Below are 24811 nucleotides of genomic sequence, written 5' to 3'. Positions count from 1 at the left end.
GCGTGGACTTTCGGCGTGTAGTAAGCGAAAAATGGACTCAAAGTCCACATATGTGTACTTTGCGGGCATGCTCAATCTCAACGATCTGGTCCTGTTCGCTACCGCAGTCGAGCAAGGCGGCTTCGCGGCGGCCTCGCGCCGGCTGGGCGTGCCCAAGTCCACGGTCAGCAAGCGCGTGGCCGCGTTGGAGGACGAACTGGGCGTGCGCCTGATCCATCGCACCTCGCGCAGCTTCGTCCTGACCGACACCGGCCAGGCCTTCCACGAGCACGCGCGCGCGGCGCTGATCGAGACCGAAGCCGCCGAGAGCGTGGTCCGCCGTCGCGCCGCCGAACCCAGCGGACGGGTGCGCATGACCTGCAACGTGCCGGTCGCGCAGGAGTACCTGGCGCCGCTGCTGCCGGAACTGGCGCGGCGCTATCCGCGCCTGCATCTGCAACTGGACGTCAGCGATCGCATGGTCGACGTGGTCCAGGACGGCTACGACATCGCCGTGCGCAGCCATTTCGCGCCGCTGCCGGATTCGGGCCTGATCCAGCGCCAGGCCTCGGTCGAGGACATCGTCGTGGTCGCCGCGCCGGCGTATCTGGCCGAGCGCGGCGAACCGCGAACGCCGCAAGAGCTGGCCGGGCACGACGGCCTGCTGACCGGCCAATCGGGACGCGGCGCCTGGACCCTGAGCGATGCCGCCGGCGCCACGGTGCAGGTCGAACCGCAGCCGCGCATGACCGCCAACGAGGGGCGGGTGCTGACCGCGGCAGCGGTCGCCGGCATGGGACTGACCTGTTTGCCGGCGAAGATCTGCCGCGCCGAGCTCGGCGACGGCCGTTTGCGCCGGGTGCTGCCGGACTGGCATGCGGGTCGGGTGACCACGACCCTGGTGATGCCGCACCGCCGCGGCCAGTTGCCGGGCGTGCGCGCGACGGTCGAGTTCCTGATCGAGTGCCTGCGCGAGCCGGCCTGAGCGGCGTGGTCAGGCCGGCTCAGGCGCCGCGCCTTCGGTGATCGTGAGCAGCACCACGCTGCGCGCGTCGAGCGCATGGCGCCGGCGCAACGCCGGATCGGCCGCGGCGCGCCGCAACCCGGCCAGGCCGGCGCTGCCGGACGGCGTGCTCGCCGGCCGTAGCCGGCCATCGCGTCGGCGACCACCGGGGCGTTCGGATCGTCGGAGGTGTCGGCGATCAGCAGCCCTTCGCCGCGCACGGCCGCGGCGCGCGCGACCGGCACCGCACGCGGCCGCGCCGTGCTCAGTCGTTTTCGTCGAGCGCGACCGGGATGGTCAGGCCGCGCTTGACCAGGCTCAGCGCCACATGGGTGGTGAAGCGCTTGATGTTGAGATTGTCGGCAATCATGCGCAGCATCAGCGCGTCGTAGTTCTCGGTGTCGGGGGCGGTCACCACCAGCACGAAATCGGCCTCGCCGGTGACGTAGAACACCTGCTGCACCTGCGCCTGCGCCGCCAGCCACTTGCGCAGCTGCGCCAGCAGCTCCGGACGCTCGCGTTCCACCTGCAAAGCGACGATGAAGAAGGTCGGCTTGCCGACCTGCCTGGGGTCGAGCACCGCCGCGTCGCGCTGGATCACGCCGTGTTCGCGCAGCTTGCGCAGCCGGCGCTGGATCGCCGAGGGCGACAGCGCGACCTGTTCGGCCAGGCGCTCGGCGGTCTGGCCGGCGTCTTCCTGCACCAGGTTGAGCAATTGACGGTCGAATCGGTCTAGTTTCATGGTCCAGGCATCTTAGGGCGGCGCGACGCGGAAAATCCGCATCGCCGGGCAGGCGATCGCGGCGAAACCGCGCCGCCGCGCGGCTAGGATTTTCGCCTCATCCCGGGGCGACGTCATGGACTTGCCGGCACTGCAGCGTTTCGTCGACGGCAACTGGCAGGAGCGGGTCCTGCACGACGCGGCGTATGCCGACACCGGCTGGCCCGCGCCTGCGGATTTCCAACGAGCTTGCGGAGACCGCCGATGCAATTGCTGTATCAAACCCACTCGCCGTATGCGCGCAAGGCGCTGGTATTCGCCCACGAAGCCGGCCTGGCCGAGCGGATCGAGGTGATCCACCACGAGACCAGCCCGACCCTTCGCAACGATGCGGTGTATGCGCAGAACCCGCTCGGCAAGGTGCCGGTGCTGTTGCGCTCCGGACTGCCGCCGCTATTCGACTCGGACATCATCTGCGCCTATCTCGACACCTTGCACGACGGCCGCAAGCTGATTCCGGCCGAAGGCGAGGCGCGCTGGCATGTGCTGCGGTTGCAGGCGATCGCCCAGGCCCTGGCCGATTTCGGCATCAAGGTACGCTGGGAAACCGTGCGCCGGCCGGAAGCCTTGCGCTACCCGGCGCTGCGCGACGGCTATGCCCGTAAGCTGATCGAAAGCTACGACTGGCTCGAGCGCGAGCTCGACGACAGGGCGCCGCTGCACGTCGGCCATATCGCGATAGCGACCGCGCTGAGTTGGCTGGAGTTCCGCGAACTGCCCGGCTTCCGCGCCGGCCGGCCGCGCCTGAGCGCCTGGTTCGACGCCTTCGAGCAGCGCGATTCGATGCGCGCCACGCCGCTGTCGGGCGAGACCCACGATTGAGTCCGCGTTGGCCTGAGCCGGCACGGCGCCGCGTTGGCTGGGGCAGACAGGGGCTCGGCGCGGCGCAAGCCGGCGCCGGCGAGGACGCGCGCCGCAGCGGCGCCGCCCCTGCGGCGATCGCGCGCGAGCGGGCTGGGGGGCGCATGAAGACTCTGTTCGGCGGTTTGATCTCGATGATCCTGCTGGGCGTCTACGTCCATCTGATCAGCGTGCCGGTGCGGGTGGTGGACTGCGTGTCCGGTCCGGGCTGCACGCTGTATCCGCTCAGCTATTTCAACGACGGCATGGCCCAGGCCTTGTCGGTGATCGGCGGCCTGGTGTCGGCATTGGTGATCGCCGAGCTGGCCTTGGCCAAGCCCGGCGAAGCGCCGGGCGCGCGGGTGCTCGATGCCGGCGCGTCGGCCAACGCGACGCGCGCGGTGACCGTGGTCTCGGTGCTGTACGTGCTGGTGTGGATCGGCGCCGGGCTGTGCGCCTTCCTGGTCGGCCTGTACCACCCCAAGGAACTGCCGGCGCTGACCACGCATGGGCAGGCCTGGCTGGGGCTGGCGGTGTCGGCCGCCTATGCCTACTTCGGGCTCTCGCCCAAGACCTGAGTCGCCGCCTCGGACGCCGCCGCGCTCGCGCGCAGGTGCGAGTGCGAGCGCTCCGGCGGACCGAACAACTGCCCCAGCGCGCCGCGCAGGCCGCGCGCGCGCCAGGCGTCGCCGAACATCGCGATCCATTCGTGGAAGGTCAGCCGGATCGGATTGTGCCCGCGCACCTGGCCGACGATGCCGTACTCGCAGGGCACGGCGTCGTCCTCTTCGGTATAGGTGCCGAACAGCTTGTCCCAGACGATCAGCACGCCGGCGAAGTTGCGGTCGATGTACTGCGGGTTGCGGGCATGATGGACGCGGTGGTGCGAGGGCGTGTTGAACACCTTCTCCAACCAACCGAGCTTGCCCACCGCCTGGGTGTGGACGAAGAACTGGAACGCCAGGTTGATCGCGACCACCGCGACGATGTGGCGCGGCTCGAAGCCGATCCAGGCCAGCGGCAGCCAGAACAGCCACATGCCCGAGATCGGATAGGTCAGGCTCTGCCGGAACGCGGTCGACAGGTTGAGCCGCTCGGAGGAGTGGTGGGTGACGTGCGAGGCCCACAGCCAACGGATGCGGTGGCTGGCGCGGTGGAACCAGTAATAGAAGAAATCCTGGGCGACGAACAGCGCGGCCACGGTCCAGGGCGAGGCCGGCGGCAGGTCGAACAGGCGGTGCGCGTAGACCGCGTAGTACAGGCCGATCACCAGCAGCCAGGCGATCGCGTCGCTGGCCTGGTGCATCAGCGCCAGCGCGGCGTTGGAGGCGGTATCGCGCAAGCTGTAGCGTTCCGGCGCGCGCCGCCGCCAGTACCAGGCTTCGGCCGCGATCAGAATCAGGAATATCGGCGCCAGGCCGAGCAGGATCCACTCTTCCATCAACGCCGCTCCGCGCGCCAGGCTTGTTCCAGGGTCTGGGCGATGCGCTCCAGGCAGCCCCGCATCGCCGGCTGCATCGCTCCGCGCAGCACCGGCCACGCCAGCGGCCAGGCCCAGGGACCGGTCAATTCGAAATCGTAGCGCCAGCTGACCCGGGTCGCGCCCGGATCATCGGCCATCGCCTGGAAGCGCCACTCGGCGCGGCCTTCGCGCGCCAGCCACGACAGCGGCGCGGGCAGGTCGTACAAGGTGTAGGCATGGCGTTGGGGAGGTTCCAGCGCGGTGATGCGTTCGTGCAGTACCGCGCCGCGCAGGTCGCGTACTTCGCGCACTGCGCCGACTTCGACCGGGCCGAGCGGTTGGATCCGTTCCAGTCCCGGGATCGGGCCGTAGCCTTCGAACAAGGGCGCAAAGCGGTTGCCGTCGAGCACCAGCGCGTACACCGCGGCGGGGGCGGCGGCGATGCTGCGTTCGGCGAGCAGGCGGAGGTGCATGCGGCCAGTCTAGGCAGGCGTTGCCGGCAAATCCACGCACCGGCGCGGGTTCTGCGCAGGCCGGCCGGTTTCGCCGACGGCGAGGGGAGCGGCGCCGCGCCGCGGGCGCGCCCGGTACGGCGGCCGAACGGGCTCAAGCCAGCCATTGCTCGACCAGCGGCGGCACTACCGCGGTCGCGGTGCCTTCCAGGAAGCGGTAGCCGCGCGGGATCTCCTGCGGCTCGGGCGAGACGAACCAGCGCTCGGCCGAGAACGGCGCATAGGCCACCAGGCCAGCGGCGGGATAGACGCTCAGCGAGGTGCCGATCGCCAGCACTTTGGACGCGGTGGAGAAATGCATTTCCGATTCGTCCATGTGGCGCACCGCTTCGCCGAACCAGACCACGTCCGGGCGCAGCTGGCTGCCGCGTTCGCAACGGTCGCCCAGTTCGATGGCCGGGCCCTTGAGCGGATAGATCCGCTCCGGCAGCGCAGTGCTGCGCGCCTTGAGGATTTCGCCGTGGACGTGGACGACTCGGCTGGAGCCGGCGCGTTCGTGCAGGTCGTCGATGTTCTGGGTGATCACCACCACCTCGTACTTCTCTTCCAGCCGGGCGATGGCGCGGTGGGCGGCGTTGGGCCGCGCCGCCAGAACCGCCGCGCGGCGCTCGTTGTAGAAGCGCAGCACCGTGGCCGGGTCGCGCTGCCAGCCCTGTGGCGAGGCGACGTCCTCCAGCCGGTGCCGGTGCCACAGCCCGCCCATGTCGCGGAAGGTCTTCAGACCGCTTTCGGCGCTGACGCCGGCGCCGGTGAATACGACGATCTTGTCTTTCATGGGGCTCTCTCGCCGGGCGGCCGCATCGGCGCCGCCTTGCTCGAACTATCCTGTTTCAACTATATCGCCGTGCGGCGCATCTGTTGTTGCGCGGCCGGGCGGTCGCGGCGGCGCGGCGTGCGGGATGGCCGGCGCTGCGCCTATGCTTCCAATGGCGCAAACGGGAGAGAGCAGCATGAGCAAATGGGTCCGGATCGGCGTCTCCAGCCTCGTGGGCCTGTTGGGCATCGGGCTCGCCGCGGCGCCGCCGGCGGCCGCGGCGCCGCGCGACGAGGCGCGTTGGGCGATTCGCGACGTCACCGTGATTCCGGCCGACAACGACGAAGTGCTGCGCCATCGCACGGTGCTGATCCGCGACGGCCGCATCGCCCGTATCCTCGACGCCGGCGCGGTCTTGCGGCCGCAGGACGGCGAGGTGGTGGACGGGCGCGGCAAGTACCTGGTGCCCGGCTTCGTCGACGCGCACGTGCATCTGGCCAACGAGGGCGCGATCCGCGCCAGCAAAGACCCGGTGCTGGCGGGGCTGCCGCTGGACCAGGGCCATCGTTACGACCGCCGCATCCTGTTGAACCTGTTGCGCGCCGGAGTGACCGGCGCGGCCAACCTCGGCGGCAGTGCGGCCAGCGACGACAACCTGCTGTGGCTGCGCGACGAGATCGCCGCCGGGCGCATGCCGGGCCCCCGCCTGTATGTCGGCAAGCGCATCAACGGGCCGCGCGCGGCGGTCGCGGCCAAGCCCGACGGCGCGGTACCGGCCTCGACCGTCGATGCGCCGACCACCGCCGCCGACGGCATCGCCGCGGTGCGTCGGGCGCGCGAACGCGGCTACGACTTCATCAAGCCGTACCAGTTCCTCAATCGCGAGGCCTACCGCGCCGTGGTCGAGGAAGCGCAGCGGCAAGGGCTGATCACCACCGGCCATTTGCCCGAACTGGGCTGCGCCGATTGCGCCGACCGCGCGTTCGCCTTCGCTCACCCCCTGAGCAACATCGCCCACAGCGAAGAGCTGGCTCGCTACGCCCGCGTCGGCAGCGGCCTGGCGCCCGCCGACATCGATGCTCTGGCGCAGGCGGTGGCGGTCAGCGGCGCCTCGGTCACGCCGACCCTGGTCACGCTCAAGACCATCGTCGCGATGTACGTGCAGCGCGCGGTGCCGGCGGTGCCCGGCGACTGGGCGCAGCGGGTCGATCCGGTCACCCGCCGCGAATGGAGCCCGCCGGCCAACCGGTATCTGAGCGAGGCCTTCCGCGCCCAGGACGGCGCCGACAGCTTCTCCGCCGGCTACGACTTCGCCCGCGTGCTGACCCGGCAACTGTGGAAACGTGGCGTACCGCTCACCGTCGGCACCGATGCGGCGCTGCCCGGGCTGGCGTTCGGGGTATCGGTGCAGCAGGAAATGATCGAACTGCGCGAGATCGGCCTGAGCCCGGTCGAGGTATTGCGCGCGGCGTCGATCAATGCGCACCGCTTGTTCGATCCCGAGCGCGGCCGTGGCGCGGTGCGCGAAGGCGAGCGCGCCGATTTGGTGCTGTTGGACGCCGACCCGCTGGCCGACATCCACAACGTCGCGCGGGTCGCGGGCGTGTTCGTGCGCGGGCAGTGGTGGCCGCAGGCGCGGATCGAGGCGGCCCTGGCCGAGGACGCGGCGTTCGAGCGCGGCCTCGCCGAGCGGCTCGCCCCGCAGGCCGAATAGGCCGCCGCAGGCGGCGCTGAGCAGCGGTGCGCGGGCCGCGGGCGAGGGCAGAACGCGACCCCCTGCCGCGCGCCCCCGGAGGGGCGTCGCGGCAGTGCCGTCCTGGCAGGGATCGCAAAAGGCGACCGGCGCCTGCGACCGTCCATGTCCCTGTGGCGATCCATGCCATCGCATCGGTCTCGATAGAACAATCACGGGGTGCGCCGGCGCAAGCGGACAGCGCGACGCGTACGGATGTTTTGGATTGTGAGGCCCGTCACGCGCCGGCCGATTCGCCGCGACCGCGCGCCGATCCGGCCACCGTCACGACGCGCAACGGCCTGGCTGCGGATAATCGGCGCCGGGCCAACGGGAACCACGGCGTGAAGCGATTCGATGCCCTGCTCATCGATTTCGACGGCGTACTGCGCCGGTGGCCGGACGACGACCACCTCTTGGAAGCCGCGCATGGCTTGCCGCCCGGCAGCCTGCGGCGCACGGCGTTCGCGCCGGAACTGCGCGACGAGGCCTTGCTCGGCAGGATCAGCGACGAACAATGGCGCGAGCGGATCGCGCATGACTTGCAGCGCGCGTATCCGCACAGCGCAGCGGAGCAGGCGGTGATGCGGTGGTCGGCCGCGGTCGGCGAGCTGGACAGCGAGGTGCTGGCCCTGCTCGACGCCTGCCGGCCGGAGCTGCGACGGGTGCTGGTATCCAACGCGACCTCGCGCCTGCCGCGCGACCTGCAGGCGCTGGGGCTGGCGCAGCGCTTCCACGCGGTGGTCAATTCCAGCGAACTCGGCCATGCCAAGCCCGACAGCTACTGCCTGCTCGCGGCCTTGGCCTATGCCGGGGTCGAGGCCGGTCACGCCTTGTTCGTCGACGACGATGCGGCCAATGTCGCCGCGGCCATGGCGTTGGGCGCGCACGGCCATCATTACCGCGAGCCGGCCGGTTTGCGGCAGTGGCTGGAGGAGGCCGGCGCGTTGTGCCTGGATGCGCAGACGCCGATCTGGCGCACCGGGGAGCGATCGGCCAGCAACGACGACGACGAGCGCAGCCAGCGCCAGCGGTAAGCGGGCGCAACGCAGGCGCATCGGCGAAGATGCGCATGTCACGGGCGCACGGGGTGGATCGTCGTATCCAGACAGGCGGCGGAAGCCGCCGCCCACGCGCCGGATTCTCGGCCGGGCCGAACCCATTCTCCATCGCAAGGATTCTCATGAACGCTGTCCGCAATGCCTCCGTCGTCGCGCTTCGCAATCCGGCCGGTCTCTACGACCCGGCGCCGAACGGCTATTCGCACCTGGCCGAAGTCGCCGCGCCGGCGCGCTGGTTGTTCGTCGCCGGACAGGGCGGCGAGACCGCCGACGGCGCGCTCGATCCGGATTTCCGCGCCCAGGTCCGCCAAGCGCTGCGCAATCTACTCACCGCGCTGGATGCGGCCGGGGCACAGGCCGAAGACGTGGCGAAGCTGACCGTGCTGGTGGTCGACCACGACGAAGCGCGTCTGCATGTGTTCGGCGCCGAGCTGGCCGCCGCGTTCGGCGATCACCGCCCGGCCTGCACCCTGATCCCGGTGCCGCGATTGGCCCTGGACGGCATGCTGTTCGAGATCGAAGCCCTGGCCGCGATCGCGGCCTGAGCGGGCCGACGGCGCTACAATGGCGGCACGGCCTGCGCGGTTCCGCGCCTCGGCCGTCCCTTTCGCTCCCGACGCGCCGCGCAGCTTCCGCTGCGTGGCGCCTACGGCTGAGCGCAGGCCCGCGCACCGCCAGGAGAACGCCATGCCTTCGAGCCCGAACCCCCGCGACAGCGCCTTGCTGATCCGCGCCGCCGCCTTCGCCGCCGAGCGGCACCGGCGCCAGCGTCGTCGCGACGCCGAGGCGTCTCCCTACATCAATCATCCGATCGCGCTGGCCGACGTGCTCGCCAACGAGGGCGGCATCGACGATCCGGTGGTGCTGTGCGCAGCCTTGCTGCACGACACCATCGAAGACACCGAAACCACCGCCGCCGAGATCGAAGCCGCGTTCGGCCCGCGCATCGCCGCGGTGGTGATCGAGGTCAGCGACGATCGCGGCCTGTCCAAGAGCGAACGCAAACGCCTGCAGATCGAGCACGCCGCGCGGGCTTCGCGCGAGGCGCAATGGGTCAAGCTTGCCGACAAGATCTGCAACCTGCGCGATCTGCTCGCCGCCCCGCCGCAGGACTGGCCGCCGGAACGCAAGCGCGAGTACTTCGCCTGGTCGGCGCAGGTGGTCGCCGGGCTGCGCGGGGCGCACCCGACGTTGGAAGCGGTGTTCGACGGATTGCTGGCGCGGGTGGACGAACTCTAGCCGCCTGCGCCCGGCCGCCAGTCGCCGCTAGACTGAGCGCGAATCCCGAATCCCGAATCCCCAATGGCCAACCTGCAACTGTCCCCCATCGTCGCCGGCGCCTGGCGCATGCGCGACTGGAACTTCGACCTGAGCCAGCGCCAGCGCTGGATCGAGGCGGCCCTGGAGCTGGGCATCGACAGCTTCGACCACGCCGACATCTACGGCGACTACACGGTCGAAGGCCTGTTCGGCGAAGCGTTGGCGGTTTCGCCAGGATTGCGCGACCGGGTCCGCCTGGTGACCAAGTGCGGGATCAAGCTGACCTCGGCACAGCGCCCGCAGCATCGGATCAAGTCCTACGACACTTCGCGCGATCATGTCGTGGCTTCGGTCGAGCAGTCGCTGCGCGCTTTGCGCACCGATCGCGTCGACCTGCTGCTGATCCACCGGCCGGATCTGTTGATGGACGTCGACGAACTGGCAGCGACCTTCGATGCGCTCAAGGCCGCGGGCAAGGTGCTGCACGTCGGCGTGTCCAACCACAGTCCTTCGCAGCTGGCCCTGTTGCATGCGAAGCACCGGTTGGAGACGCATCAGATCGAATGCTCGCCGCTGCACCCGGCGCCGCTGGACGACGGCACCCTGGATCAATGCCAGGCCCTGGGATTGCGGCCGATGATCTGGTCGCCGTTGGCCGGCGGACGCTTGTTCGGCGGCGGCGACGAACGCGCCGAGCGGGTGCGCGCGGTGCTGGCCGAGCTGGCGCCGCGCTACGGCGACGCCTCGGCGGCGACTCTGGCCTACGCCTGGTTGCTGCGCCACCCCTCGCGGCCGTGGCCGATCACCGGCAGCGGCCGCATCGAAGGCTTGCGCGAGGCGACCGCCGCCTTGTCGCTGCGGCTCAGCGCCGAGGATTGGTATGCGATCTGGCAAGCCGGAGCCGGGCGCGAGGTGGCCTGAGCCGCCTCGCGCCGCGGCCGCTCAGGCCTGCACCGCTTCCGCGCCCGCCGCGGCCTGCAGCTCGGGCGGAAAGTCCTCGAACTCCTGCACCCGGCGCACTTCGATGATCTCGTTCGGCGAAGCGGGGCAACGCTTGGCCCACTCGATCGCCACCTCGCGCGAGGCGACGTCGATCATCCAGTAACCGCCGAGCATTTCCTTGGCTTGCGGGAACGGACCGTCGACCACCCGCGGCTTGCCGTCGGCGAAGCTGATCCGGGCGCCGGTCGCCGGCGGGTGCAGGCCTTCTCCGCCGATCAGTACGCCGGACTCGAACAGGGCGGTGTTGTAAGCGGTCATCGCCGCGACCTGCTCGACGCTGGGCACGGCGTCAGCGGCGGCGGTTTCGTAGCCCTGGGGGATCATCAGCAGCATGAAGCGCATGGAGGTATTCCGTTGAGGTGGGAAGGGGCGCGGCCGGATCGCCGCTCTTGCCTAGGCGACGAACCGGCGCAGCGCGGATCGACATCGGCGGTAAAGTTTTTTTCGATCTTTTCGGTGCGCGCCCGAACGGGAGCCTGGACCGCAGCGTTGCAGTGGTCGCGATTGCGGCCGGCCGGGCTGGACCCACGTGGGGAGCGATCACGACGGATTACCGCGCAAGCCGCGACAATGGCCGCGCACCGCAACGGCGCCGCCGTTGCGCAACGAACGCAATCAAGGAGACGGCATGGATCTGGGTATGGTCGGTCTGGGACGCATGGGCGCCAACATGGCCGAGCGCCTGGTGCGCGGCGGGCATCGGGTGACGGGCTACGACCCCGGCGCGGCCGCGCGCGAACAGGCCGCGGCGCGCGGCATCGCGCCGGCGGCATCGTTGCAGGAGCTGGTCGCGGCCCTGCCGGCGCCGCGCGCCGTGTGGCTGATGGTGCCGGCCGGCGCGACGGTGGACGCGACCTTGGAGGCCTTGTTGCCGCTGCTGTCGCCGGGCGACACCGTGATCGACGGCGGCAACTCCAATTACAAGGACACCCAGCGTCGCGCCGCGCGCCTGGCCGAGCACGGCCTGCACTCTGTCGACTCGGGCACCAGCGGCGGCATCTGGGGGCTGAAGGAAGGCTACAGCCTGATGATCGGCGGCGAGGACGCGGCGGTGGAGCGCTTGCGGCCGATCTTCGAAACCCTGGCGCCGGCGCCGGAGCGCGGCTGGGGCCGGGTCGGACCGAGCGGCGCCGGTCATTACACCAAGATGATCCACAACGGCATCGAGTACGGCCTGATGCAGGCGTACGCCGAAGGCTTCGCCATCCTCGGACGCAAGGCCGAGTTCGGCCTGGACCTGGAGCAGATCGCGCAGATCTGGCGCCATGGCAGCGTGGTCCGTTCCTGGCTGCTCGACCTCAGCGCCGAGGCCCTGGCCAAGAACCCGCGCCTGGACGGCATCGCGCCCTATGTCGAAGACTCCGGCGAAGGCCGCTGGACCGTGGCCGAAGCGATCGACCTGGACGTATCGGCGCCGGTGATCACCGCCTCGCTGATGGAACGGCTGCGCTCGCGCGAGAAGGATTCGTTCGCCGACAAGCTGCTGGCGGCGATGCGCAACGAGTTCGGCGGTCATGCGGTGCGCAAGCAGGGCGATTAGGGAGTCTGGATCGGGGATAGGGGATAGGGGATAGGTAAAAGCCGAGCCTGCAAAACCTCTCGGTTTTACCAATCCCCAATCCCCAATCCCCGCTTCACCGATTTGTGCAGGCCGGCATGCCGGCTTCACACGTGCGGTCACGGCGGCGGTAATACAGGCGCGTTAGCCTGCGCTCGCGTCCGCCGTGTCAGCGAACGGACGCCGTCGCTGTCCGCTTTCCCAATCCGTTGGTGCTCGCGCGTCCGCCTTGTGCGGTCGTGCGCGGGAGGCTGCGCGCGGCGATTCGCCCCTCGTCCCCTTCGGAGAAGCCGCCATGTCCGCTCTATCGCGATCCCTCCCGCGCGCGCCGCTGCGCCGTGGTCTGTACGGCCTTGCCCTGGCGCTGTCCGCCGCCCTGCTCGCCGGCAACGCCGCGGCCGCGCCCAACTTCCCGTTCGGCAGTCATCGCCAGCCTTATGCGGCCGGCACGCTGAACCCCAGCGTCGGCCGCGCCGCCGCCGATCAGTCGACGGCTTCGTTCTACCGTACCTGGAAGCAGCGCCACCTCAAGCCGGGCTGCAAGGCCGGCGAGTACCGAGTGGTGGCGAATACCGACGATGCCTACGTGGTCTCCGAGGGCCAGGGCTACGGCATGCTGATCACGGTCATGATGGCCGGCAGCGACGCCGAGGCGCAGACCTTGTTCGACGGCCTGCACCGCTATAACCGCAACCATCGCAGCGAGATCGACTCGGACCTGACCGCCTGGGCGCAGGACGCGTCCTGCCGCAACGTCGGCGGCACCGCTTCGGCCACCGACGGCGACCTCGACATGGCCTATGCGTTGCTGCTGGCCGATCGCCAATGGGGCTCGGCCGGCTCCGTCAATTACCTGGCCGAGGCGCGGCGGACCATCGCCGCGATCCGGCGCAGCAACATCCATCCGACCAGCAAGCTCACCCACCTCGGCGATTGGGTCGATTCCGGATCGCCCGTCCGCTACAACGGCAGCCGCAGTTCCGACTGGATGATGGGCCATTTCCGCGCTTTCGCCTCGCGCCTGGGCGACAGCTATTGGACCGGCGTGCTCGATGCGCACCAGGCCGCGCTGGCCGACATGCAGAGCCGCCACGCTCCCAATACCGGCCTGCTGCCGGATTTCGTGGTCGACACCCACACCCGCGCGCGGCCGGCGCCGGCGGAGTTCCTCGAAGGCGCCTACGACGGCTATTACTCCTGGAACGCCGGCCGGGTGCCGTGGCGGATCGGCATCGACGCCGCCGCCAGCGGCGATGCCCGCTCGCGTACTGCGGCGCGCAAGCTCAGCCAGTGGATCCGCTCCAAGACCGGCAACGACCCGGCCCGGGTGCGTAGCGGCTACAAGCTCGACGGATCGGTGGTGGAGAACTACAACAGCATGTTCTTCACCGCGCCGTTCGCGGTCGCCGCGACGGTGGACCCGGACGGGCAAGCCTGGCTGGACCGGTTGTGGAATCACATGGCCACCAGCAGCGCCGGCGACTACTACGGCGACAGCGTGCGCCTGTTGTCGATGCTGGCGGTGTCGAACAACTGGTTGCGTCCTTGAGCCGCGCCGGCCGGAGCGGCGCGCACCGCTCCGGCCGGACTGCAACGACGCGCCACTTTGCCGATCATGGCGACAAGCCCTATGGAGTGTGTCGCCAGTCGCGGTTAGGATCGAAGCGCCGCCGGGGGACGGCGGCACCATCATCCACGGAAATGCCGGGGTCGCTACGGCGATGGACCGGCTGCGGCATTCGCGCCGCCACAGACGAGGCAAAGGAACCATGCGCAAAATCGTACTGACCCTGATTCTGGCCGCGGCCTGTGCCGGCGCCGCGGTGGCCGCTCCCGAGCGCGTGCCGTTCGACGCCCAGGCGGTGATCACGCAACAGCAGCAGATCCGCGCCGATATCGAAGCCAAGCGCGGCGCTTACGGCAAGCTCGATATCGCCACCCGGCAGGAAGTGCGCGAGCGCCAGGACAAGCTGCTCGAACTGCTGAACGGTCGCAGCTACGAACAATTGAGCGCCGATGAGCAAGACCAGGCCCGCTTGCACATGGCGTGGATCGAATACGCCGGCAAGCAGGACGACGATCGCCTGGTCTGCGAACGCATTCGGACCACCGGCAGCAACCGGGTCGAGCGCGTGTGCAAGACGGTGGCCCAGCGTCGCGAAGAAAAGGCCGCAAGCAAGAAGAACGCCGACAGCGTCTTGCAAGGGCGCGGTTTGAGCCCCTGCGGGCCCGACGGCTGCCAGTAATCGCACGCACGCGCCCGGCTCGGTAGCCGGCGGCGCGCATTGCCGTGATGGCGCGTCCGCGCCATCATCGGCGCTGCGACCGACCCCGAGAGCGATTCCGGCGTGAGCGCTTGCGTTTTCTCCAGACGAAACGTTGCCGCGCTGTGGCTGGCGGCGTCGTTGGCCGGCTGCGCCACCGTGCAGCCGGCGCACAACCCGTTGGCGCAGTGGCGCGGTTCGCCCAACCACAATGCGCGCAAGGCGCAGCTGATCGTGCTGCACCACACCCAAATGGAGAGCGCCGAGCGGGCTTTGCTGACCTTGCAGACGCGCAACTCGCAAGGTCCGGTCAGCGCCCATTATCTGATCGGCGAAGACGGCCGCATCTACCAGTTGGTCGCCGACGAAGCTCGCGCGTGGCACGCCGGCGCCGGCCGCTGGGGCGATCTGACCGACCTCAACTCCGCTTCGATCGGAATCGAGCTCGACAACGACGGCAGCGAGCCGTTCGCGCCGGCGCAGATCCAGAGCCTGCTGCGCCTGCTCGCCGACCTGACCGCGCGCCTGGGCATCCCGCCCCACGCCATCGTCGCCCACGGCGATCTCGCGCCCGGGCGCAAGAGCGACCCGAGCGCGCTGTTTCCCTGGCAGCAGCTGGCCCAGGCCGGCTATGGCCTGTGGCCGCGCGAGCCGCGCGCCGAACCGCCGCCGGGTTTCGACCCTTGGGCGGCGCTGCGTCTGATCGGCTACGACCTGAGCGATCCGGAGGCGGCGCTGGCCGCGTTCCATCGGCGCTATCGCGGCCACGAAGAGCGGCAATGGCAACCGGGGGACGCCGCGGTGCTGTACGACCTGCAGCTGCAACGGATGGCCTTGCCGGACTCGACGCCGACGGCCCGCTGAGCGTTCGGGTCCCCGTCCAAGCTCCGCTGCGGCGACGCCGCAGGGAATCGGACGCGGCGGGCGGTGTCCGCGAAGGCGCGCAACCCGCCGGAGTCAGGCCGCGGCCTCGTACGGCAGGACACTGCGCGCTTCGCGCAGGGCGCGCGACCACCAGCCCAGACGCGCGAGCAGCACGCTCATGGCTTCGTGCGCGGCTTGCGGATCGCGCAGTTCGCCGTCGGCGCCGAACAAGCGCCGCGCATGCATCAGGTGCACGCAATCGCGCAGGGTGACGGCATGCAGTTCGCCGTAGACCTGGCGCAATTGCTCGACCGCGCGCATGCCGCCGGAACTGGCGCCGTAGCTGACGAACGCCACCGGCTTGGCCCGCCAAGGCTCGTAGCAAGCGTCGATCAGCGCCTTCAGCGGCGCGGGATAACCGTGGTTGTATTCCGGAGTGACGACGAGAAAAGCGTCGGCGCCGTGCAGGCGCTGGCGCAGTTGCTGCAGGCGTGCCTCGTCGCCGCGCAGCAAGGGGCCGGCCAGGGGCCAGTCGGCCGGATCGATGCGCTCGACCGCGTAGCCGCCGTGGCGCTGGACCCGCCGCTGAGCCCAGTCGGCCACCACGTCGCAGAACCGGCCCTCGCGCGTGCTGCCGTAGATCAGCGCCAGTCGGATATCGGAATTCATCGGAAGTTTCGCGGCAGGGAACATGACCGCAGGCTAGGACCTCAGCTTTGGTTGAGGTCAAGCGGCGTCCGCGGCGGGGGCTCGCGCGCTGTCGCGGTCGTGTCCGCGAGCGCCGGCGCGCGAGGGTAAGGCGGGCGGTCCGCGCAGACGCTGAGCCGGCCGTCATCGTCGTCCCGGGGCCGCGCCGCTGCGGCCGCATCGGCCGGGGCGGTCGCGCCTAGACGGTCTGCGCATCGCCGCGCAGCGATGCGGAAACCCATGGACGAACGGGCGGCGGAACTCAGGCGCCCGGCGCGCGGCGGAACTTGTAGATCACCGCGCCGATCGCCAGCGCGATCGCCGCGGCGATCAGGTTCTGCGCGCTGGCGCTGGCCAGCAAGCCCAGCGACAGCGCGATCGCGGCCAACGGGATCAGCGGGCCGCCCGGCAGGTGCAGCGCGCCTTCGCGGCCGCGATGGCGCTTTTGCAGCACCAGCACCGATACCGCGGTGCCGATGTAGGTGCACAGGCGCGCCACCACCGACAGCAGCGCCAGTTGCTTGAACGAGCCGGTCAGGGCCAGTACCAGGGCGATCGCGCCGAGCAGCAGCACCGCCCGCGCCGGCGTGCGGAAGCGCGGATGGATCGCCGACAGCGCACGCGGCCCGTAGCCGTCCTGGGACAGGGCCAGCAGATAGCGCGGCCCCATCATCACCGTATTGCTGTTGGTGCCGAGGATGGAGATCGCCGCGCCGACGGTCAGGATCAGCGCCAGCGCGGTGCCGCCGAACTGCGCCGAGGCTTCGGCCAGCGGACTGGTGGACTGGGCGATCCCCGGCAGAGTGCCCAGCGCGACCAATTGCACGCTGAAATAAATGATGGTGACCAGGACGATCATGGTCAGCAGCGCGAACGGCACGTCGCGGCGCGGGTTGCGGTACTCGCCCGCCGCGGCCGGCAGGTTTTCGAAGCCGGCATAGGCGAACAACAGCAACAGGGCGGCTTCGCCGAGGTGGTCGACCGGCATCGGCGCGTCGCTGTGCAGCAGGCTGGGGTCGACGTAGAACGCGCCCAGCACCACGAACAGCAGCAAGGGCAGCAGCTTGCCGATCGCCAGGGCGACGCCGGCGCGGGCCGCGGTGCGTACGCCGAGCACGTTGATCAGCACCAGCAGGCCGAGCGAGCCGGCGACCACGAACACCCGCGCCGCGCCCTCGCGCGCCGCCGGCCAGAACAGCCCCACCGCTTCGGCCAGGCCGTTGCTGAGCGAGGCCGCGGTGGAGATGCGGGTGACCAGCAGCATCCAGCCCACCTCGAAGCCGGCAAAGGGACCGAAGGCCTCGCGGGCATACAGATAGCCGCCGCCGGGCTGGTCGAAATAGCTCGCCGCCTGGGCGTAGCACAGCACCAGCAGGGCCACGGCGAAACCGGCCAGCAGCACCGCCCACAAGCTGGCCGGGCCGAGCAGGGCGGCGGCGGTGGCCGGCAACAGATAGATGCCGCTGCCGATCACGTCGTTGATCGACAGACCGACGATCTGCCAGCGGCTGACCGCGCGGACGGTGCCGGTGCGGCCGTCGTCCGAGATCGGGGCCGCGTCGGCGGCAGGCAGGGACGAATCGGGCGCGTGCGGCGTCGGCTGGCTCAAACGATGGTTCCCCTCGCTCGTGGCGGATGCGGCCGAGGCTGCGGAGGAACGCAGGCGTGCCGGTTCCACGCCACCTTAGAGCCTGGGGGCGGCGGCTTTCAATCCGCACTGCGGCATCTGCGGCCAACGACGGGGCATAAGCCGCACCGGGGCCGGTTCGTAAACGTTGTGTTGGGTTCAGCGCGCCCGCGCGCCCGGCGGCGGCGTCGAACGCGCAAGCGGTCACGGTTCGGACGCGGGCGCTAGCGCGGATCGCCGCGCAGGGGGTTAAGGAATCGTCGCGATCCGATTCGCGGCGGCGGCGCGGTTCATCCAGGCGACGGCAGTGTCGAGACGCGCACCGCAACGGCGCGCACCGAACGGCGCTTCGCGCCGTAGCCAGGATTTCGAACGGAGGTAGACCGCACCATGAAGATCGATACCCGCACCCCGCTGTACGCCTTGGCCGTGTTCGGCCTGCTCGGCCTCACCGCCTGCGCGAGCAAGGGCGAGACCACCGACGCGCCGGCCGCATCGAGCACGCCGCCGGCCGCCGAGGCCGCACCGGCCGATGCGACCACGACCCCGCCGCCGGCCAGCGGCGACGGTTCCGGCACCTGAGTGCGAGGCGACGGGGCGGTGCGCCGTCCCGTCGCGTGCGGTTGCCGGTTCGGCGCCGGGGCGTGCGAGTCAGCAGGCTGAACCGGTCTTCGCGATCATGAACGTCCGTCGCCGGGCATGACCACCGGCGCTGGCGCGACGGCGGTGGCGGCCTAGAATCGCGCCCCATGAGCGCCGGTTCCGCCCGTGTCGTCCCCATCGCCCTGGCCGCCGTGCTGGCGGTCGCGGTATGGGCGCTGCCGGGCGCGGCGCAGGCGCGCACCGTCTACCGCTGCGTGCGCGACGGCACCGTCAGCCTGGCCACGGCGCCGGAGCCCGGTTCGCGCTGCGAGCCGCGCGAGATCGCCGACGACGCGGTCAAGCTGCCCAACCTGTGGGGCGAGATGGGCGTCATCAACGGCTCGCTGTACGAGCGGCAACAGGACGGCAAGACCGTCTACAGCACGCGCAAGTTGCCCGGCTCGGTACGGGTGATGGGCTTCACCGTGGAAACCCCGCCGGGCGAACCGGCCCACACCGGCCTGGGCAAGGTCGGCAAGCCGCAGACCGACAAGTTCACCGGCCAGTTCCGCGCCGCGGCCAAGGCCAACGGTCTCGACGACGCCTGGCTGCGCGCCATCGCCCACGCCGAAAGCGGCTTCGACGCCAAGGCGGTGTCGAGCAAGGGCGCGCAGGGCGTGATGCAGCTGATGCCGGAAACGGCCAAGGAATACGGCGTGGTCGATCCGTTCTCCTCGGCCGAGTCGATCGCCGCCGGCGCGCGTCATCTCAAGAGCCTGATGCGCCGCTACAAGGGCGACCTGGTGCTGGCCGCGGCGGCCTACAACGCCGGCATCGGCACCGTGACCCGCTACGGCGGCGTGCCGCCCTACCGCGAAACCCAGGACTACATCGCCAAGGTGCAGGCGCTGCATCAGTTGTACCGCTTGGCCCTGGGCACCGGCACGCCGGCCTTGCGCGCGGCGCAGTGAGAGCCAAGCGCAGGGCAGCGAGGACGGAGCGAAAGCCGCCGCTCTTCTGCGCTCTCGTCGGTTTCGGGGCGTCGCAGCGAGAAGCGAGCGCGTCCTGCCGCTCGCTTCTCGCTGCTCTTGCACACCCGTGCTTACAGCGGCGTGAGCCGCAGCAGTCGCGCATTGCTGCCATCTTCCAGCAACCAGACATCGCCGTTCGGGCCTTGCTCGACTTCGCGGATGCGCTTGCCCATCGGGAAGCGTTCGGCCTCGGCGGCGCCGCTGCCGCTGAAGGTCACCCGGATCAGCGCTTGCGAGGCCAGGCCGCCGATCAGGCCGCTGCCGTTCCAGGCCGGAAAGCGGGTACCGGAGTAGATCACGAAGCCGGCCGGCGCGATCACCGGTGTCCACCACTTCTCCGGTGCGTTGAGGTCGGGGCGGGTGCTGTGGCGCGGAATCGGCGTGCCGTCGTAATGATCGCCCTGCGAGACCAGCGGCCAGCCGTAGTTGCTGCCGCGCTCGATCAGGTTCAGCTCGTCGCCGCCCTTGGGCCCCATCTCATGGGTCCACAAGCGGTTCTGCGAGTCGAAGGCGATGCCGAGCAAATTGCGATGGCCGTAGGACCACACCGTCGCCGCGACGCCGCCGCGGCTGTAGAAGGGGTTGTCGGTGGGCACGCTGCCGTCGTCGTTGAGGCGGATGACCTTGCCGAGCGGAGAGTTGAGATCCTGCGCCGGGTCGAACTTCTGCCGCTCGCTGGAGGTGATCCACAGCTTGCGGTCGGGGCCGAACGCGAGGCGGTGCCCGTAGTGGTTGCTGCCGCTGACCTTGGGCTGACGCCAGATGATCGTCTTCTCGGTCAGCCATGCGCCGGTAGCGCCATAGCCGAGCTTGGCCCGCATCACCGTCGCGCCGGCGGTACCGCTGGTGCTGCCGCGCTCGGCGTAGCTGATGTAGATCAGCTTGTTGGTGGCGTATTGAGGATGCAGGATCACGTCGCCGAGCCCACCCTGGCCGCCGTAGGCCACCGCCGGCGTTCCGCTGACGGTGATCGCGCTGCCGCCGAGGGTCTGCAGTTTGAGCACGCCGCGCTTCTCGGTGACCAGCAGGCGGCCGTCGGGCAGGAAGGTCATCGCCCACGGTTCGTTGAAACGCGCGACTTCGGTCGCGGTGAACGGCGGCGCTTTGGCGGTTTCGGCGCCTGCGTCCTGCGCGGAGGCGTTGGCCGAATGGACCGCCGCCACGGCGGTGGCGCCGAAGAGCGCGGCGAAGCAGACGGTGGAGAGCATCGAGCGTTTCATTGCGGATCTCCGTGTTCGATGGCCAGGTCGGGGTGGGAAAGCCGGCCGAGATTGACATCGAACCCGACCCGGTCTTGCGACCGGTTCGGCAGTTCGCGGCGCAGGCGCAGGCGCCGCGACGAACCGCAAACGCGATCACGCGCGCAGTGCGGACACCGCGCTACGCAGATGTGAGGACGGTGCGCGCCGCGGGAGGCGGTGCGGCAAGAAAGCGGTCCGACCGGACGCCGGCCGACGGGCTCAGGCCAGCGCTTTGGGGGCGTCGAACGGCAGCAACACGGCGCCCGCGGTGCGCGCGAGCACGCTGGCTTCGGCCTGGGTCAACAGGTCGCGGTCGCCGTCGATCACCACCAGGATTCGGCCCTGGCGGATCTGATCGTCGAACTTGCGTCGAATCGGATCGGGCAACGCCGATCCCATCAGCGCCGAGGCCCAGCAACCGACCATCGCACCGGCGGCCGCGGCCGCCGCCGCACCGGCGATGGTCAGGCCGATCGGCGTCACCACCACGGCGACCAGGCCCGCGAGCAGCCCGGCCGCTCCGCCGTAACCGGCGCCGCGCAGCGCGGCCGGCATCAGGTCGGTGTCGGCCTCCTTGCGTTCGTTCGGTATCGATTCCAGCTCGATGTCGGAGCGGGCGATCAGCAGGATATCCGCGTCGTTCACGCCAGCGTCGCGGGCGGCGTCCATGGTGGCCTGCGCGGTGGCCAGGTCGGGCGTGCTGAATACGTGGCGGGTCTTCATGTCGGGTCTCCGGACACGAGTCGCTGCGCCGTCGTCGCGTCGCGGCGGACGCGGTTCGCCTGAACCGGCACGACGGCCGATGCCGGTCCGGGCCGTACTGCTACGAGCATCCGCCGCTTCGGGTTAGCGCGGGGTGAGCGGGGCGCGGCAGGCGACGGACGGCGCCGGGACGCCGCTGGGATGAGGGCCGTCACTGGACGCTGCGCGGCGGCCGTCGCATGCTGCCGCCGCGTTCCGTCGAGATCCGTCCGCAGGAGATCAGGATGTTGCCCGGCGTCGAAGTCCAATGCCCGTACTGCGGCGAAGCGATCGTGCTGCTGATCGACGACTCCGCCGGCGATCAACGCTATATCGAGGACTGCCAGGTCTGCTGCCGGCCGATCGTGGTCGATGTGCAGCTGGACGAGGATGGCGTACCGGACGTGACGGTCCATGCCGAGGACGAAGCATGACCGCGTCGCTCCAGCGCTGCGCGAACCGTCTGCCGTTCGGGTCGTGCGGACGCCGGAGCCGATGAGCCCGAACGCGCGTCGCAGTCGTGCCGCCGCAACCGGCGGCGCTGCCGGGGGGCTGGATAGGCGAGCGCTCAATCGCGCGCTGCTGGCGCGGCAAAGCCTGCTCGAACGCAGCGACGAATCGCCGCTGACGATGATCGAGCGCCTGGTGGGATTGCAGGCGCAGGCGCCGAATCCGCCGTATCTGGGCTTGTGGACGCGGCTGTGCGGGTTTCGCATGGAGCAGTTGAGCCAAGCCATGCGGGCGCGCCAGGTGGTGCGCGCGACGATGATGCGCGGCACCCTGCACCTGGTCAGCGCCGCCGACTACCGAGCATTGCGGCCGGCGCTGCAACCCACGTTGCAACGCCTGTCGTTGCGCAGTGGGCATGCGCGGGCACTGGACGGGCTCGATCTGGCGGACGTGCGCGAAGCCGGCCGCGCCGTCCTGCGCGGTACCGCGCTGAGCGCGAAAGCGCTCGGCGAAGCCTTGCGTGCGCGCTGGCCCGGGCACGACACCGGCGAGCTCGCGCTGCTGGTGCGCGGCGCCGAGCCGGTGGTGCATGTGCCGCCGGCGGGGTTGTGGGACGAGCATGCGCCGGCGCGTTTCGCCCTGGCCTCGGACTGGCTCGGCGTGGACATCGGCGAAGACGGCGGCGACGAGGCGGTCGATGCGCTGCTGCTGCGCTACCTGGCCGCCTTCGGCCCGGCCAGCGCCCGCGATGCCGCGGTATGGTCTGGCCTGACGGCCACCGGCGAGCGCCTGCAGCGCTTGCGTCCACGCCTGTGGAGCGGCTGCGACGACACCGGTACCGAACTGTTCGACCTGCCCGGGGCGCCGCGTCCGGATCCGGCCCTGCCGGCGCCGCCGCGGTTGCTGCCGGAGTTCGACAACGTTCTGCTTGCCCATGCCGAACGGTCGCGGATCTTCGACCCGGAACGGCGTAGCGCGATCTTCACCCGCAACGGCCTGGTTGCGGCGACCTTTCTGGTCGACGGCTTCGTCGCCGGCACCTGGAAGCTGCAACGCAGCGCGGCGTCGGCGACGCTGTCGATCGCCCCGTTCAAGCCGCGCCTGCCGGCGGCGGTGCGCGAGGCCTTGGAACGCGAGGCGCTGGATTGCATGACGGTGGTCGCCGGCGAATGCGCCCGGCACGAGGTGCGCTTCGTCGCCGCCGACCCGTGAGCGCCCAGCGTTCGTAAAGGTTGTGTTGTGTTCAGGCGCCAGGCGCCGCGGCTAGCGCCGCAAAGCTCCGCTCGGGTCACGTTTTAGCGTCCGCGGGGGACTCGCGGGCGGGGCGACCTAACGCCATTCGCCTGGGCTGTGGTTAAGCCAACGTAGCTTTAACGGTTACGGCGCCCGATCGGTTCAGAACCGCGGCGGCAAGGTGGGTCTCGTGCGGCAGGCGCCCACGGCGGACACCACGCCACCGGCCGAGGGCCGCGCGATCCGCATCCTCTTAATAAGCATCAGGAGACTCCGATGAATCTTCATTCCCGCAAGTCGCTGCTCGCTGCTCTGGCCGTGGTCGCTTCGTTCTCCGCCCCGCTGGCGCTGGCCCAGTCGGCGCCGACCGCGAGCGATGCGGCGTCCCCGGCGACCGCCGCCCAAAGCGAGACGCCCGCCGCCGGCCAGCCGGCCGCCGCGCCGCAGAAGAAGAGCTGGGCCGATGTGGACGGCGACAAGGACGGCAACCTGAGCAAGAGCGAGGCCGCGGCCGTGCCGGCCCTGGGCCAGGTCTTCGATCAGGCCGACGCCGACGCCAACGGCTCGCTGACCCCGGACGAATACAAGTCTTATGTCGCCAAGGTCCAATCCAGCGGCGGCCCCGGCAAGAGCGGCGGCTGACCGCGCTGCCTTGGGGGCAGATTTTCCTGCGTGGTGTGAGGGCGGCCTTCGGGCCGCCTTTTTGTTGTGGGGACGGTCAGTCCGGAGCGGCCGGACGGGGCTGCGGCAGGCAGGGGCGCCGCGGACGCAACGCAATGGGGGCGGGGCAGCGGCCGGCCCCGAGGGCGGGTGGGGGTGGAATGATGGATTCTTCCGAGAGTCTCCCCAGCCATTGAGTTAAGTGACGCAGTAGACATTCAGGTGACGAACGGTCGCCATTTAGCACAGATTTACGTGCAGGCTGGTTGCCATCGGCAATAGCAATCGGCCTCAGAGAGGCGGATCGTTGCACGGAAATTGAGCGGCCAATCATATTTCTGGGCCTAGAGCCCTCGGCGCTCAAGCCGTCCCGTGCGATCCGACATCGGGCTCGATTCGGAAAGCCGGGGTCGCTCCCCCTGCGGAGCGCGCTGCTTATCAAGGAAAGACGCGATACGAGTCCCGGGGGGAGGGGTATGGCTCGTGGCGAATCTGAGTGCCCGTTCCTGATTTCTTCGTTCACGCGGACTGCTGCCGTCCCCGCGAGGGGGCGGCGTGCGCGCGTTTCTGGCCGCGATTCGGTAGGGGTAATTTTGAGACGCAAGTCTCTAATTGTCGAAAACTGTGACGGAACTGACGCTTTGCGGCAGTTGTCGTCAGCGGCGTTGATATCGGTATCACCGGTTTTACGAATTGAGACGCATGGCACGGAATTTGCGTTGGCAGGCTGCGTGGCCACGGCCTTTTTTCCTGATTTGCCGAATTCGCCTGTTCAGGCAGGTGAGGCGCGATATCGGGTCGAGCGTTGCAGCGGGATCCCGCCTGCGACGGTCGTCCCGGGCAGGAAAGCGGTTTCGGTTTTCTGAATCTGTGAAGTGACACGTCGCCCGTCCCTTGAGTTGGGGAACCGGCGACAACCCGGGAGTAGACAGCGTGATCGCCAAATTCCAAGCCCTCGCGACTGCGGTGAGCCGTCGCCTGATCATGCCGGCAGCGGTCGTTGCGACGTTGCTGTTCTCTTCCGGACCCGTTGCTGCGCAAACGGCTTCCAATACCGCGACCGTCCAGCCGCCCAGCGGCGTGACCGACCCGACCTGCAATGTCGCTAATCCGCCTTGCAACAGCGCGATCGACAGCGACTCGATCCTGCCGACGCTGACCCTGGTCAAGACGGTGACCAACGACAACGGCGGCACGGCCGTGGCCACCGCCTGGACCCTGCAGGCGGCCGGACCGACCAATATTTCCGGCGCCACCGGCGCCACCGCCGTCACCAACGCCCCGGTGCAACCCGGCGCCTACACCCTTTCCGAAACCGGCGGCCCCAGCGGCTATACCGCCGGGACTTACAGCTGCGTCGTCAACGGCGGCGCGCCGGTTTCCAGCAATTCCCTCACCCTGGCTTTCGGCGACGTCGCCACCTGCACCATCAACAACGACGACCAGGCGGCGACGCTGACCCTGGTCAAGACGGTGACCAACGACAA

At 70.0% G+C, this 24811-nt stretch carries 27 protein-coding genes; 18 read left to right on the top strand and 9 right to left on the bottom strand.

The genetic code is table 11. The features are described from left to right. The first annotated feature begins 31 nt into the window (after nt 1-31). On the top strand, nt 32-964 hold the full coding sequence (locus tag TX83_RS09290) for a LysR substrate-binding domain-containing protein (protein ID WP_222423747.1): 933 nt from the start codon (nt 32-34) through the stop codon (nt 962-964). A 283-nt stretch (nt 965-1247) separates the two neighbouring features. Here the strand turns inward: TX83_RS09290 and TX83_RS09285 are convergent, their stop codons facing one another. Continuing rightward, nucleotides 1248-1724, bottom strand: coding sequence for an Lrp/AsnC family transcriptional regulator (locus TX83_RS09285; protein WP_064747662.1), 477 nt, complete (start codon nt 1722-1724; stop codon nt 1248-1250). Between the two features lie 243 nt (nt 1725-1967). Between TX83_RS09285 and TX83_RS09280 the strand changes: the two genes are divergently transcribed. Then, the gene (locus TX83_RS09280; protein ID WP_064747661.1) at nt 1968-2585 is read left to right on the top strand and encodes a glutathione S-transferase family protein; all 618 of its coding nucleotides are present in this window, start codon (nt 1968-1970) and stop codon (nt 2583-2585) included. A gap of 143 nt (nt 2586-2728) precedes the next feature. Further along, a complete protein-coding gene (locus tag TX83_RS09275) occupies nt 2729-3181 on the top strand; it encodes a hypothetical protein (RefSeq protein ID WP_064747660.1) in 453 nt (150 codons plus the stop codon). On the opposite strand, the gene TX83_RS09270 is transcribed toward TX83_RS09275, so the two are convergent. The 3 genes from TX83_RS09270 to TX83_RS09260 form a co-directional block, all read right to left on the bottom strand. After that, complete coding sequence (locus TX83_RS09270; protein ID WP_064747659.1) at nt 3154-4044, bottom strand: sterol desaturase family protein; 891 nt, start codon at nt 4042-4044, stop codon at nt 3154-3156. The two genes, TX83_RS09275 and TX83_RS09270, sit on opposite strands and share 28 nt — an antisense overlap. Then, entirely contained in the window at nt 4044-4538 is a 495-nt protein-coding gene (locus tag TX83_RS09265; protein WP_064747658.1) for an SRPBCC family protein, read from the bottom strand. The genes TX83_RS09270 and TX83_RS09265 overlap by 1 nt, the downstream gene beginning before the upstream one ends. A 133-nt stretch (nt 4539-4671) precedes the next feature. Then, a complete protein-coding gene (locus tag TX83_RS09260; protein WP_064747657.1) occupies nt 4672-5352 on the bottom strand; it encodes an SIR2 family NAD-dependent protein deacylase in 681 nt (226 codons plus the stop codon). Between the two features lie 175 nt (nt 5353-5527). Between TX83_RS09260 and TX83_RS09255 the strand changes: the two genes are divergently transcribed. The 5 genes from TX83_RS09255 to TX83_RS09235 all read left to right on the top strand — a co-directional run bounded on the left by TX83_RS09255 (nt 5528) and on the right by TX83_RS09235 (nt 10305). After that, nucleotides 5528-7045: an amidohydrolase family protein gene (locus tag TX83_RS09255; RefSeq protein WP_064747656.1), complete on the top strand. Its 1518-nt coding sequence runs from the start codon at nt 5528-5530 to the stop codon at nt 7043-7045. 362 nt (nt 7046-7407) lie between these two features. After that, nucleotides 7408-8100, top strand: coding sequence for an HAD family hydrolase (locus TX83_RS09250; RefSeq protein WP_075575084.1), 693 nt, complete (start codon nt 7408-7410; stop codon nt 8098-8100). Between the two features lie 146 nt (nt 8101-8246). Further along, a complete protein-coding gene (locus tag TX83_RS09245) occupies nt 8247-8669 on the top strand; it encodes a RidA family protein (protein ID WP_064747655.1) in 423 nt (140 codons plus the stop codon). Nucleotides 8670-8811: 142 nt separating this feature from the next. Beyond that, complete coding sequence (locus TX83_RS09240; protein WP_064747654.1) at nt 8812-9363, top strand: HD domain-containing protein; 552 nt, start codon at nt 8812-8814, stop codon at nt 9361-9363. Nucleotides 9364-9426: 63 nt separating this feature from the next. Then, the gene (locus TX83_RS09235; RefSeq protein ID WP_064747653.1) at nt 9427-10305 is read left to right on the top strand and encodes an aldo/keto reductase; all 879 of its coding nucleotides are present in this window, start codon (nt 9427-9429) and stop codon (nt 10303-10305) included. A 21-nt stretch (nt 10306-10326) separates the two neighbouring features. Here TX83_RS09235 and TX83_RS09230 read toward each other — a convergent pair whose 3' ends face one another. Then, nucleotides 10327-10728, bottom strand: a complete 402-nt coding sequence (locus TX83_RS09230; RefSeq protein WP_064747652.1) for a YciI family protein — start codon at nt 10726-10728, stop codon at nt 10327-10329. Nucleotides 10729-10984: 256 nt separating this feature from the next. Here TX83_RS09230 and gnd point away from each other — a divergent pair, with 256 nt between their 5' ends. The 4 genes from gnd (at nt 10985) to TX83_RS09210 (ending at nt 15072) form a co-directional block, all read left to right on the top strand. Further along, the gene (gene gnd / locus TX83_RS09225; RefSeq protein WP_428992551.1) at nt 10985-11926 is read left to right on the top strand and encodes a phosphogluconate dehydrogenase (NAD(+)-dependent, decarboxylating); all 942 of its coding nucleotides are present in this window, start codon (nt 10985-10987) and stop codon (nt 11924-11926) included. Between the two features lie 313 nt (nt 11927-12239). Further along, on the top strand, nt 12240-13493 hold the full coding sequence (locus TX83_RS09220; RefSeq protein ID WP_075575083.1) for a glycosyl hydrolase family 8: 1254 nt from the start codon (nt 12240-12242) through the stop codon (nt 13491-13493). Between the two features lie 220 nt (nt 13494-13713). Further along, nucleotides 13714-14190: a hypothetical protein gene (locus tag TX83_RS09215; protein ID WP_064747650.1), complete on the top strand. Its 477-nt coding sequence runs from the start codon at nt 13714-13716 to the stop codon at nt 14188-14190. Nucleotides 14191-14292: 102 nt separating this feature from the next. After that, nucleotides 14293-15072 carry an N-acetylmuramoyl-L-alanine amidase gene (locus TX83_RS09210; RefSeq protein WP_186442566.1) on the top strand — a complete coding sequence of 260 codons (780 nt, stop codon included), beginning with the start codon at nt 14293-14295 and terminating at the stop codon, nt 15070-15072. A gap of 93 nt (nt 15073-15165) precedes the next feature. On the opposite strand, the gene TX83_RS09205 is transcribed toward TX83_RS09210, so the two are convergent. After that, entirely contained in the window at nt 15166-15741 is a 576-nt protein-coding gene (locus TX83_RS09205) for an NADPH-dependent FMN reductase (protein ID WP_064747649.1), read from the bottom strand. Nucleotides 15742-16021: 280 nt separating this feature from the next. Further along, nucleotides 16022-17332, bottom strand: coding sequence for an APC family permease (locus tag TX83_RS09200; RefSeq protein ID WP_428992553.1), 1311 nt, complete (start codon nt 17330-17332; stop codon nt 16022-16024). Nucleotides 17333-17776: 444 nt separating this feature from the next. On the opposite strand from TX83_RS09200, the gene TX83_RS09195 reads away from it, so the two are divergent. Together TX83_RS09195 and TX83_RS09190 are read left to right on the top strand one after the other, a co-directional pair. Further along, nucleotides 17777-17968, top strand: coding sequence for a hypothetical protein (locus tag TX83_RS09195; RefSeq protein WP_064747648.1), 192 nt, complete (start codon nt 17777-17779; stop codon nt 17966-17968). Nucleotides 17969-18135: 167 nt separating this feature from the next. Continuing rightward, nucleotides 18136-18939, top strand: coding sequence for a lytic transglycosylase domain-containing protein (locus TX83_RS09190; protein WP_064747647.1), 804 nt, complete (start codon nt 18136-18138; stop codon nt 18937-18939). Nucleotides 18940-19070: 131 nt separating this feature from the next. On the opposite strand, the gene TX83_RS09185 is transcribed toward TX83_RS09190, so the two are convergent. Next, nucleotides 19071-20207: a PQQ-dependent sugar dehydrogenase gene (locus tag TX83_RS09185; RefSeq protein WP_428992552.1), complete on the bottom strand. Its 1137-nt coding sequence runs from the start codon at nt 20205-20207 to the stop codon at nt 19071-19073. 252 nt (nt 20208-20459) lie between these two features. After that, nucleotides 20460-20963 carry a hypothetical protein gene (locus TX83_RS09180; RefSeq protein WP_064747645.1) on the bottom strand — a complete coding sequence of 168 codons (504 nt, stop codon included), beginning with the start codon at nt 20961-20963 and terminating at the stop codon, nt 20460-20462. A gap of 263 nt (nt 20964-21226) precedes the next feature. Here TX83_RS09180 and TX83_RS09175 point away from each other — a divergent pair, with 263 nt between their 5' ends. From TX83_RS09175 to TX83_RS23300, 4 genes are all read left to right on the top strand, one after another. Next, nucleotides 21227-21415, top strand: coding sequence for a CPXCG motif-containing cysteine-rich protein (locus TX83_RS09175; protein ID WP_064747701.1), 189 nt, complete (start codon nt 21227-21229; stop codon nt 21413-21415). Nucleotides 21416-21476: 61 nt separating this feature from the next. Continuing rightward, entirely contained in the window at nt 21477-22643 is a 1167-nt protein-coding gene (locus TX83_RS09170; RefSeq protein WP_064747644.1) for a winged helix DNA-binding domain-containing protein, read from the top strand. A gap of 297 nt (nt 22644-22940) precedes the next feature. Continuing rightward, nucleotides 22941-23306 (top strand): hypothetical protein, encoded by a 366-nt coding sequence (locus tag TX83_RS09165; protein ID WP_064747643.1) that lies wholly within the window; start codon nt 22941-22943, stop codon nt 23304-23306. Between the two features lie 951 nt (nt 23307-24257). Further along, nucleotides 24258-24811, top strand: a 554-nt coding sequence (locus tag TX83_RS23300; RefSeq protein ID WP_222423745.1) for a hypothetical protein, incomplete at its 3' end; no start/stop codon positions are given.

This window comes from Lysobacter antibioticus HS124, assembly GCF_000336385.2.
GTDB lineage: Bacteria > Pseudomonadota > Gammaproteobacteria > Xanthomonadales > Xanthomonadaceae > Lysobacter > Lysobacter firmicutimachus.
Note: the sequence above shows the minus strand (reverse complement) of the source record. Positions and strands in the feature narration are given on the sequence as shown.

Bases quoted from the DNA above. Each gene is read 5' to 3' on its own strand.
- TX83_RS09275 (WP_064747660.1), top strand. From the start codon at position 2,729: ATGAAGACTCTGTTCGGCGGTTTGATCTCGATGATCCTGCTGGGCGTC.
- TX83_RS09270 (WP_064747659.1), bottom strand. From the start codon at position 4,044: ATGGAAGAGTGGATCCTGCTCGGCCTGGCGCCGATATTCCTGATTCTG.
- TX83_RS09255 (WP_064747656.1), top strand. From the start codon at position 5,528: ATGAGCAAATGGGTCCGGATCGGCGTCTCCAGCCTCGTGGGCCTGTTG.
- TX83_RS09235 (WP_064747653.1), top strand. From the start codon at position 9,427: ATGGCCAACCTGCAACTGTCCCCCATCGTCGCCGGCGCCTGGCGCATG.
- TX83_RS09195 (WP_064747648.1), top strand. From the start codon at position 17,777: ATGAAGATCGATACCCGCACCCCGCTGTACGCCTTGGCCGTGTTCGGC.
- TX83_RS09265 (WP_064747658.1), bottom strand. From the start codon at position 4,538: ATGCACCTCCGCCTGCTCGCCGAACGCAGCATCGCCGCCGCCCCCGCC.
- TX83_RS09220 (WP_075575083.1), top strand. From the start codon at position 12,240: ATGTCCGCTCTATCGCGATCCCTCCCGCGCGCGCCGCTGCGCCGTGGT.
- TX83_RS09280 (WP_064747661.1), top strand. From the start codon at position 1,968: ATGCAATTGCTGTATCAAACCCACTCGCCGTATGCGCGCAAGGCGCTG.
- TX83_RS09170 (WP_064747644.1), top strand. From the start codon at position 21,477: ATGAGCCCGAACGCGCGTCGCAGTCGTGCCGCCGCAACCGGCGGCGCT.
- TX83_RS09185 (WP_428992552.1), bottom strand. From the start codon at position 20,207: ATGCTCTCCACCGTCTGCTTCGCCGCGCTCTTCGGCGCCACCGCCGTG.
- TX83_RS09175 (WP_064747701.1), top strand. From the start codon at position 21,227: ATGTTGCCCGGCGTCGAAGTCCAATGCCCGTACTGCGGCGAAGCGATC.
- TX83_RS09245 (WP_064747655.1), top strand. From the start codon at position 8,247: ATGAACGCTGTCCGCAATGCCTCCGTCGTCGCGCTTCGCAATCCGGCC.
- TX83_RS09180 (WP_064747645.1), bottom strand. From the start codon at position 20,963: ATGAAGACCCGCCACGTATTCAGCACGCCCGACCTGGCCACCGCGCAG.
- TX83_RS09285 (WP_064747662.1), bottom strand. From the start codon at position 1,724: ATGAAACTAGACCGATTCGACCGTCAATTGCTCAACCTGGTGCAGGAA.
- TX83_RS09240 (WP_064747654.1), top strand. From the start codon at position 8,812: ATGCCTTCGAGCCCGAACCCCCGCGACAGCGCCTTGCTGATCCGCGCC.
- TX83_RS09190 (WP_064747647.1), top strand. From the start codon at position 18,136: ATGAGCGCCGGTTCCGCCCGTGTCGTCCCCATCGCCCTGGCCGCCGTG.
- TX83_RS09215 (WP_064747650.1), top strand. From the start codon at position 13,714: ATGCGCAAAATCGTACTGACCCTGATTCTGGCCGCGGCCTGTGCCGGC.
- TX83_RS09165 (WP_064747643.1), top strand. From the start codon at position 22,941: ATGAATCTTCATTCCCGCAAGTCGCTGCTCGCTGCTCTGGCCGTGGTC.
- TX83_RS09260 (WP_064747657.1), bottom strand. From the start codon at position 5,352: ATGAAAGACAAGATCGTCGTATTCACCGGCGCCGGCGTCAGCGCCGAA.
- TX83_RS09205 (WP_064747649.1), bottom strand. From the start codon at position 15,741: ATGAATTCCGATATCCGACTGGCGCTGATCTACGGCAGCACGCGCGAG.
- TX83_RS09290 (WP_222423747.1), top strand. From the start codon at position 32: ATGGACTCAAAGTCCACATATGTGTACTTTGCGGGCATGCTCAATCTC.
- TX83_RS09230 (WP_064747652.1), bottom strand. From the start codon at position 10,728: ATGCGCTTCATGCTGCTGATGATCCCCCAGGGCTACGAAACCGCCGCC.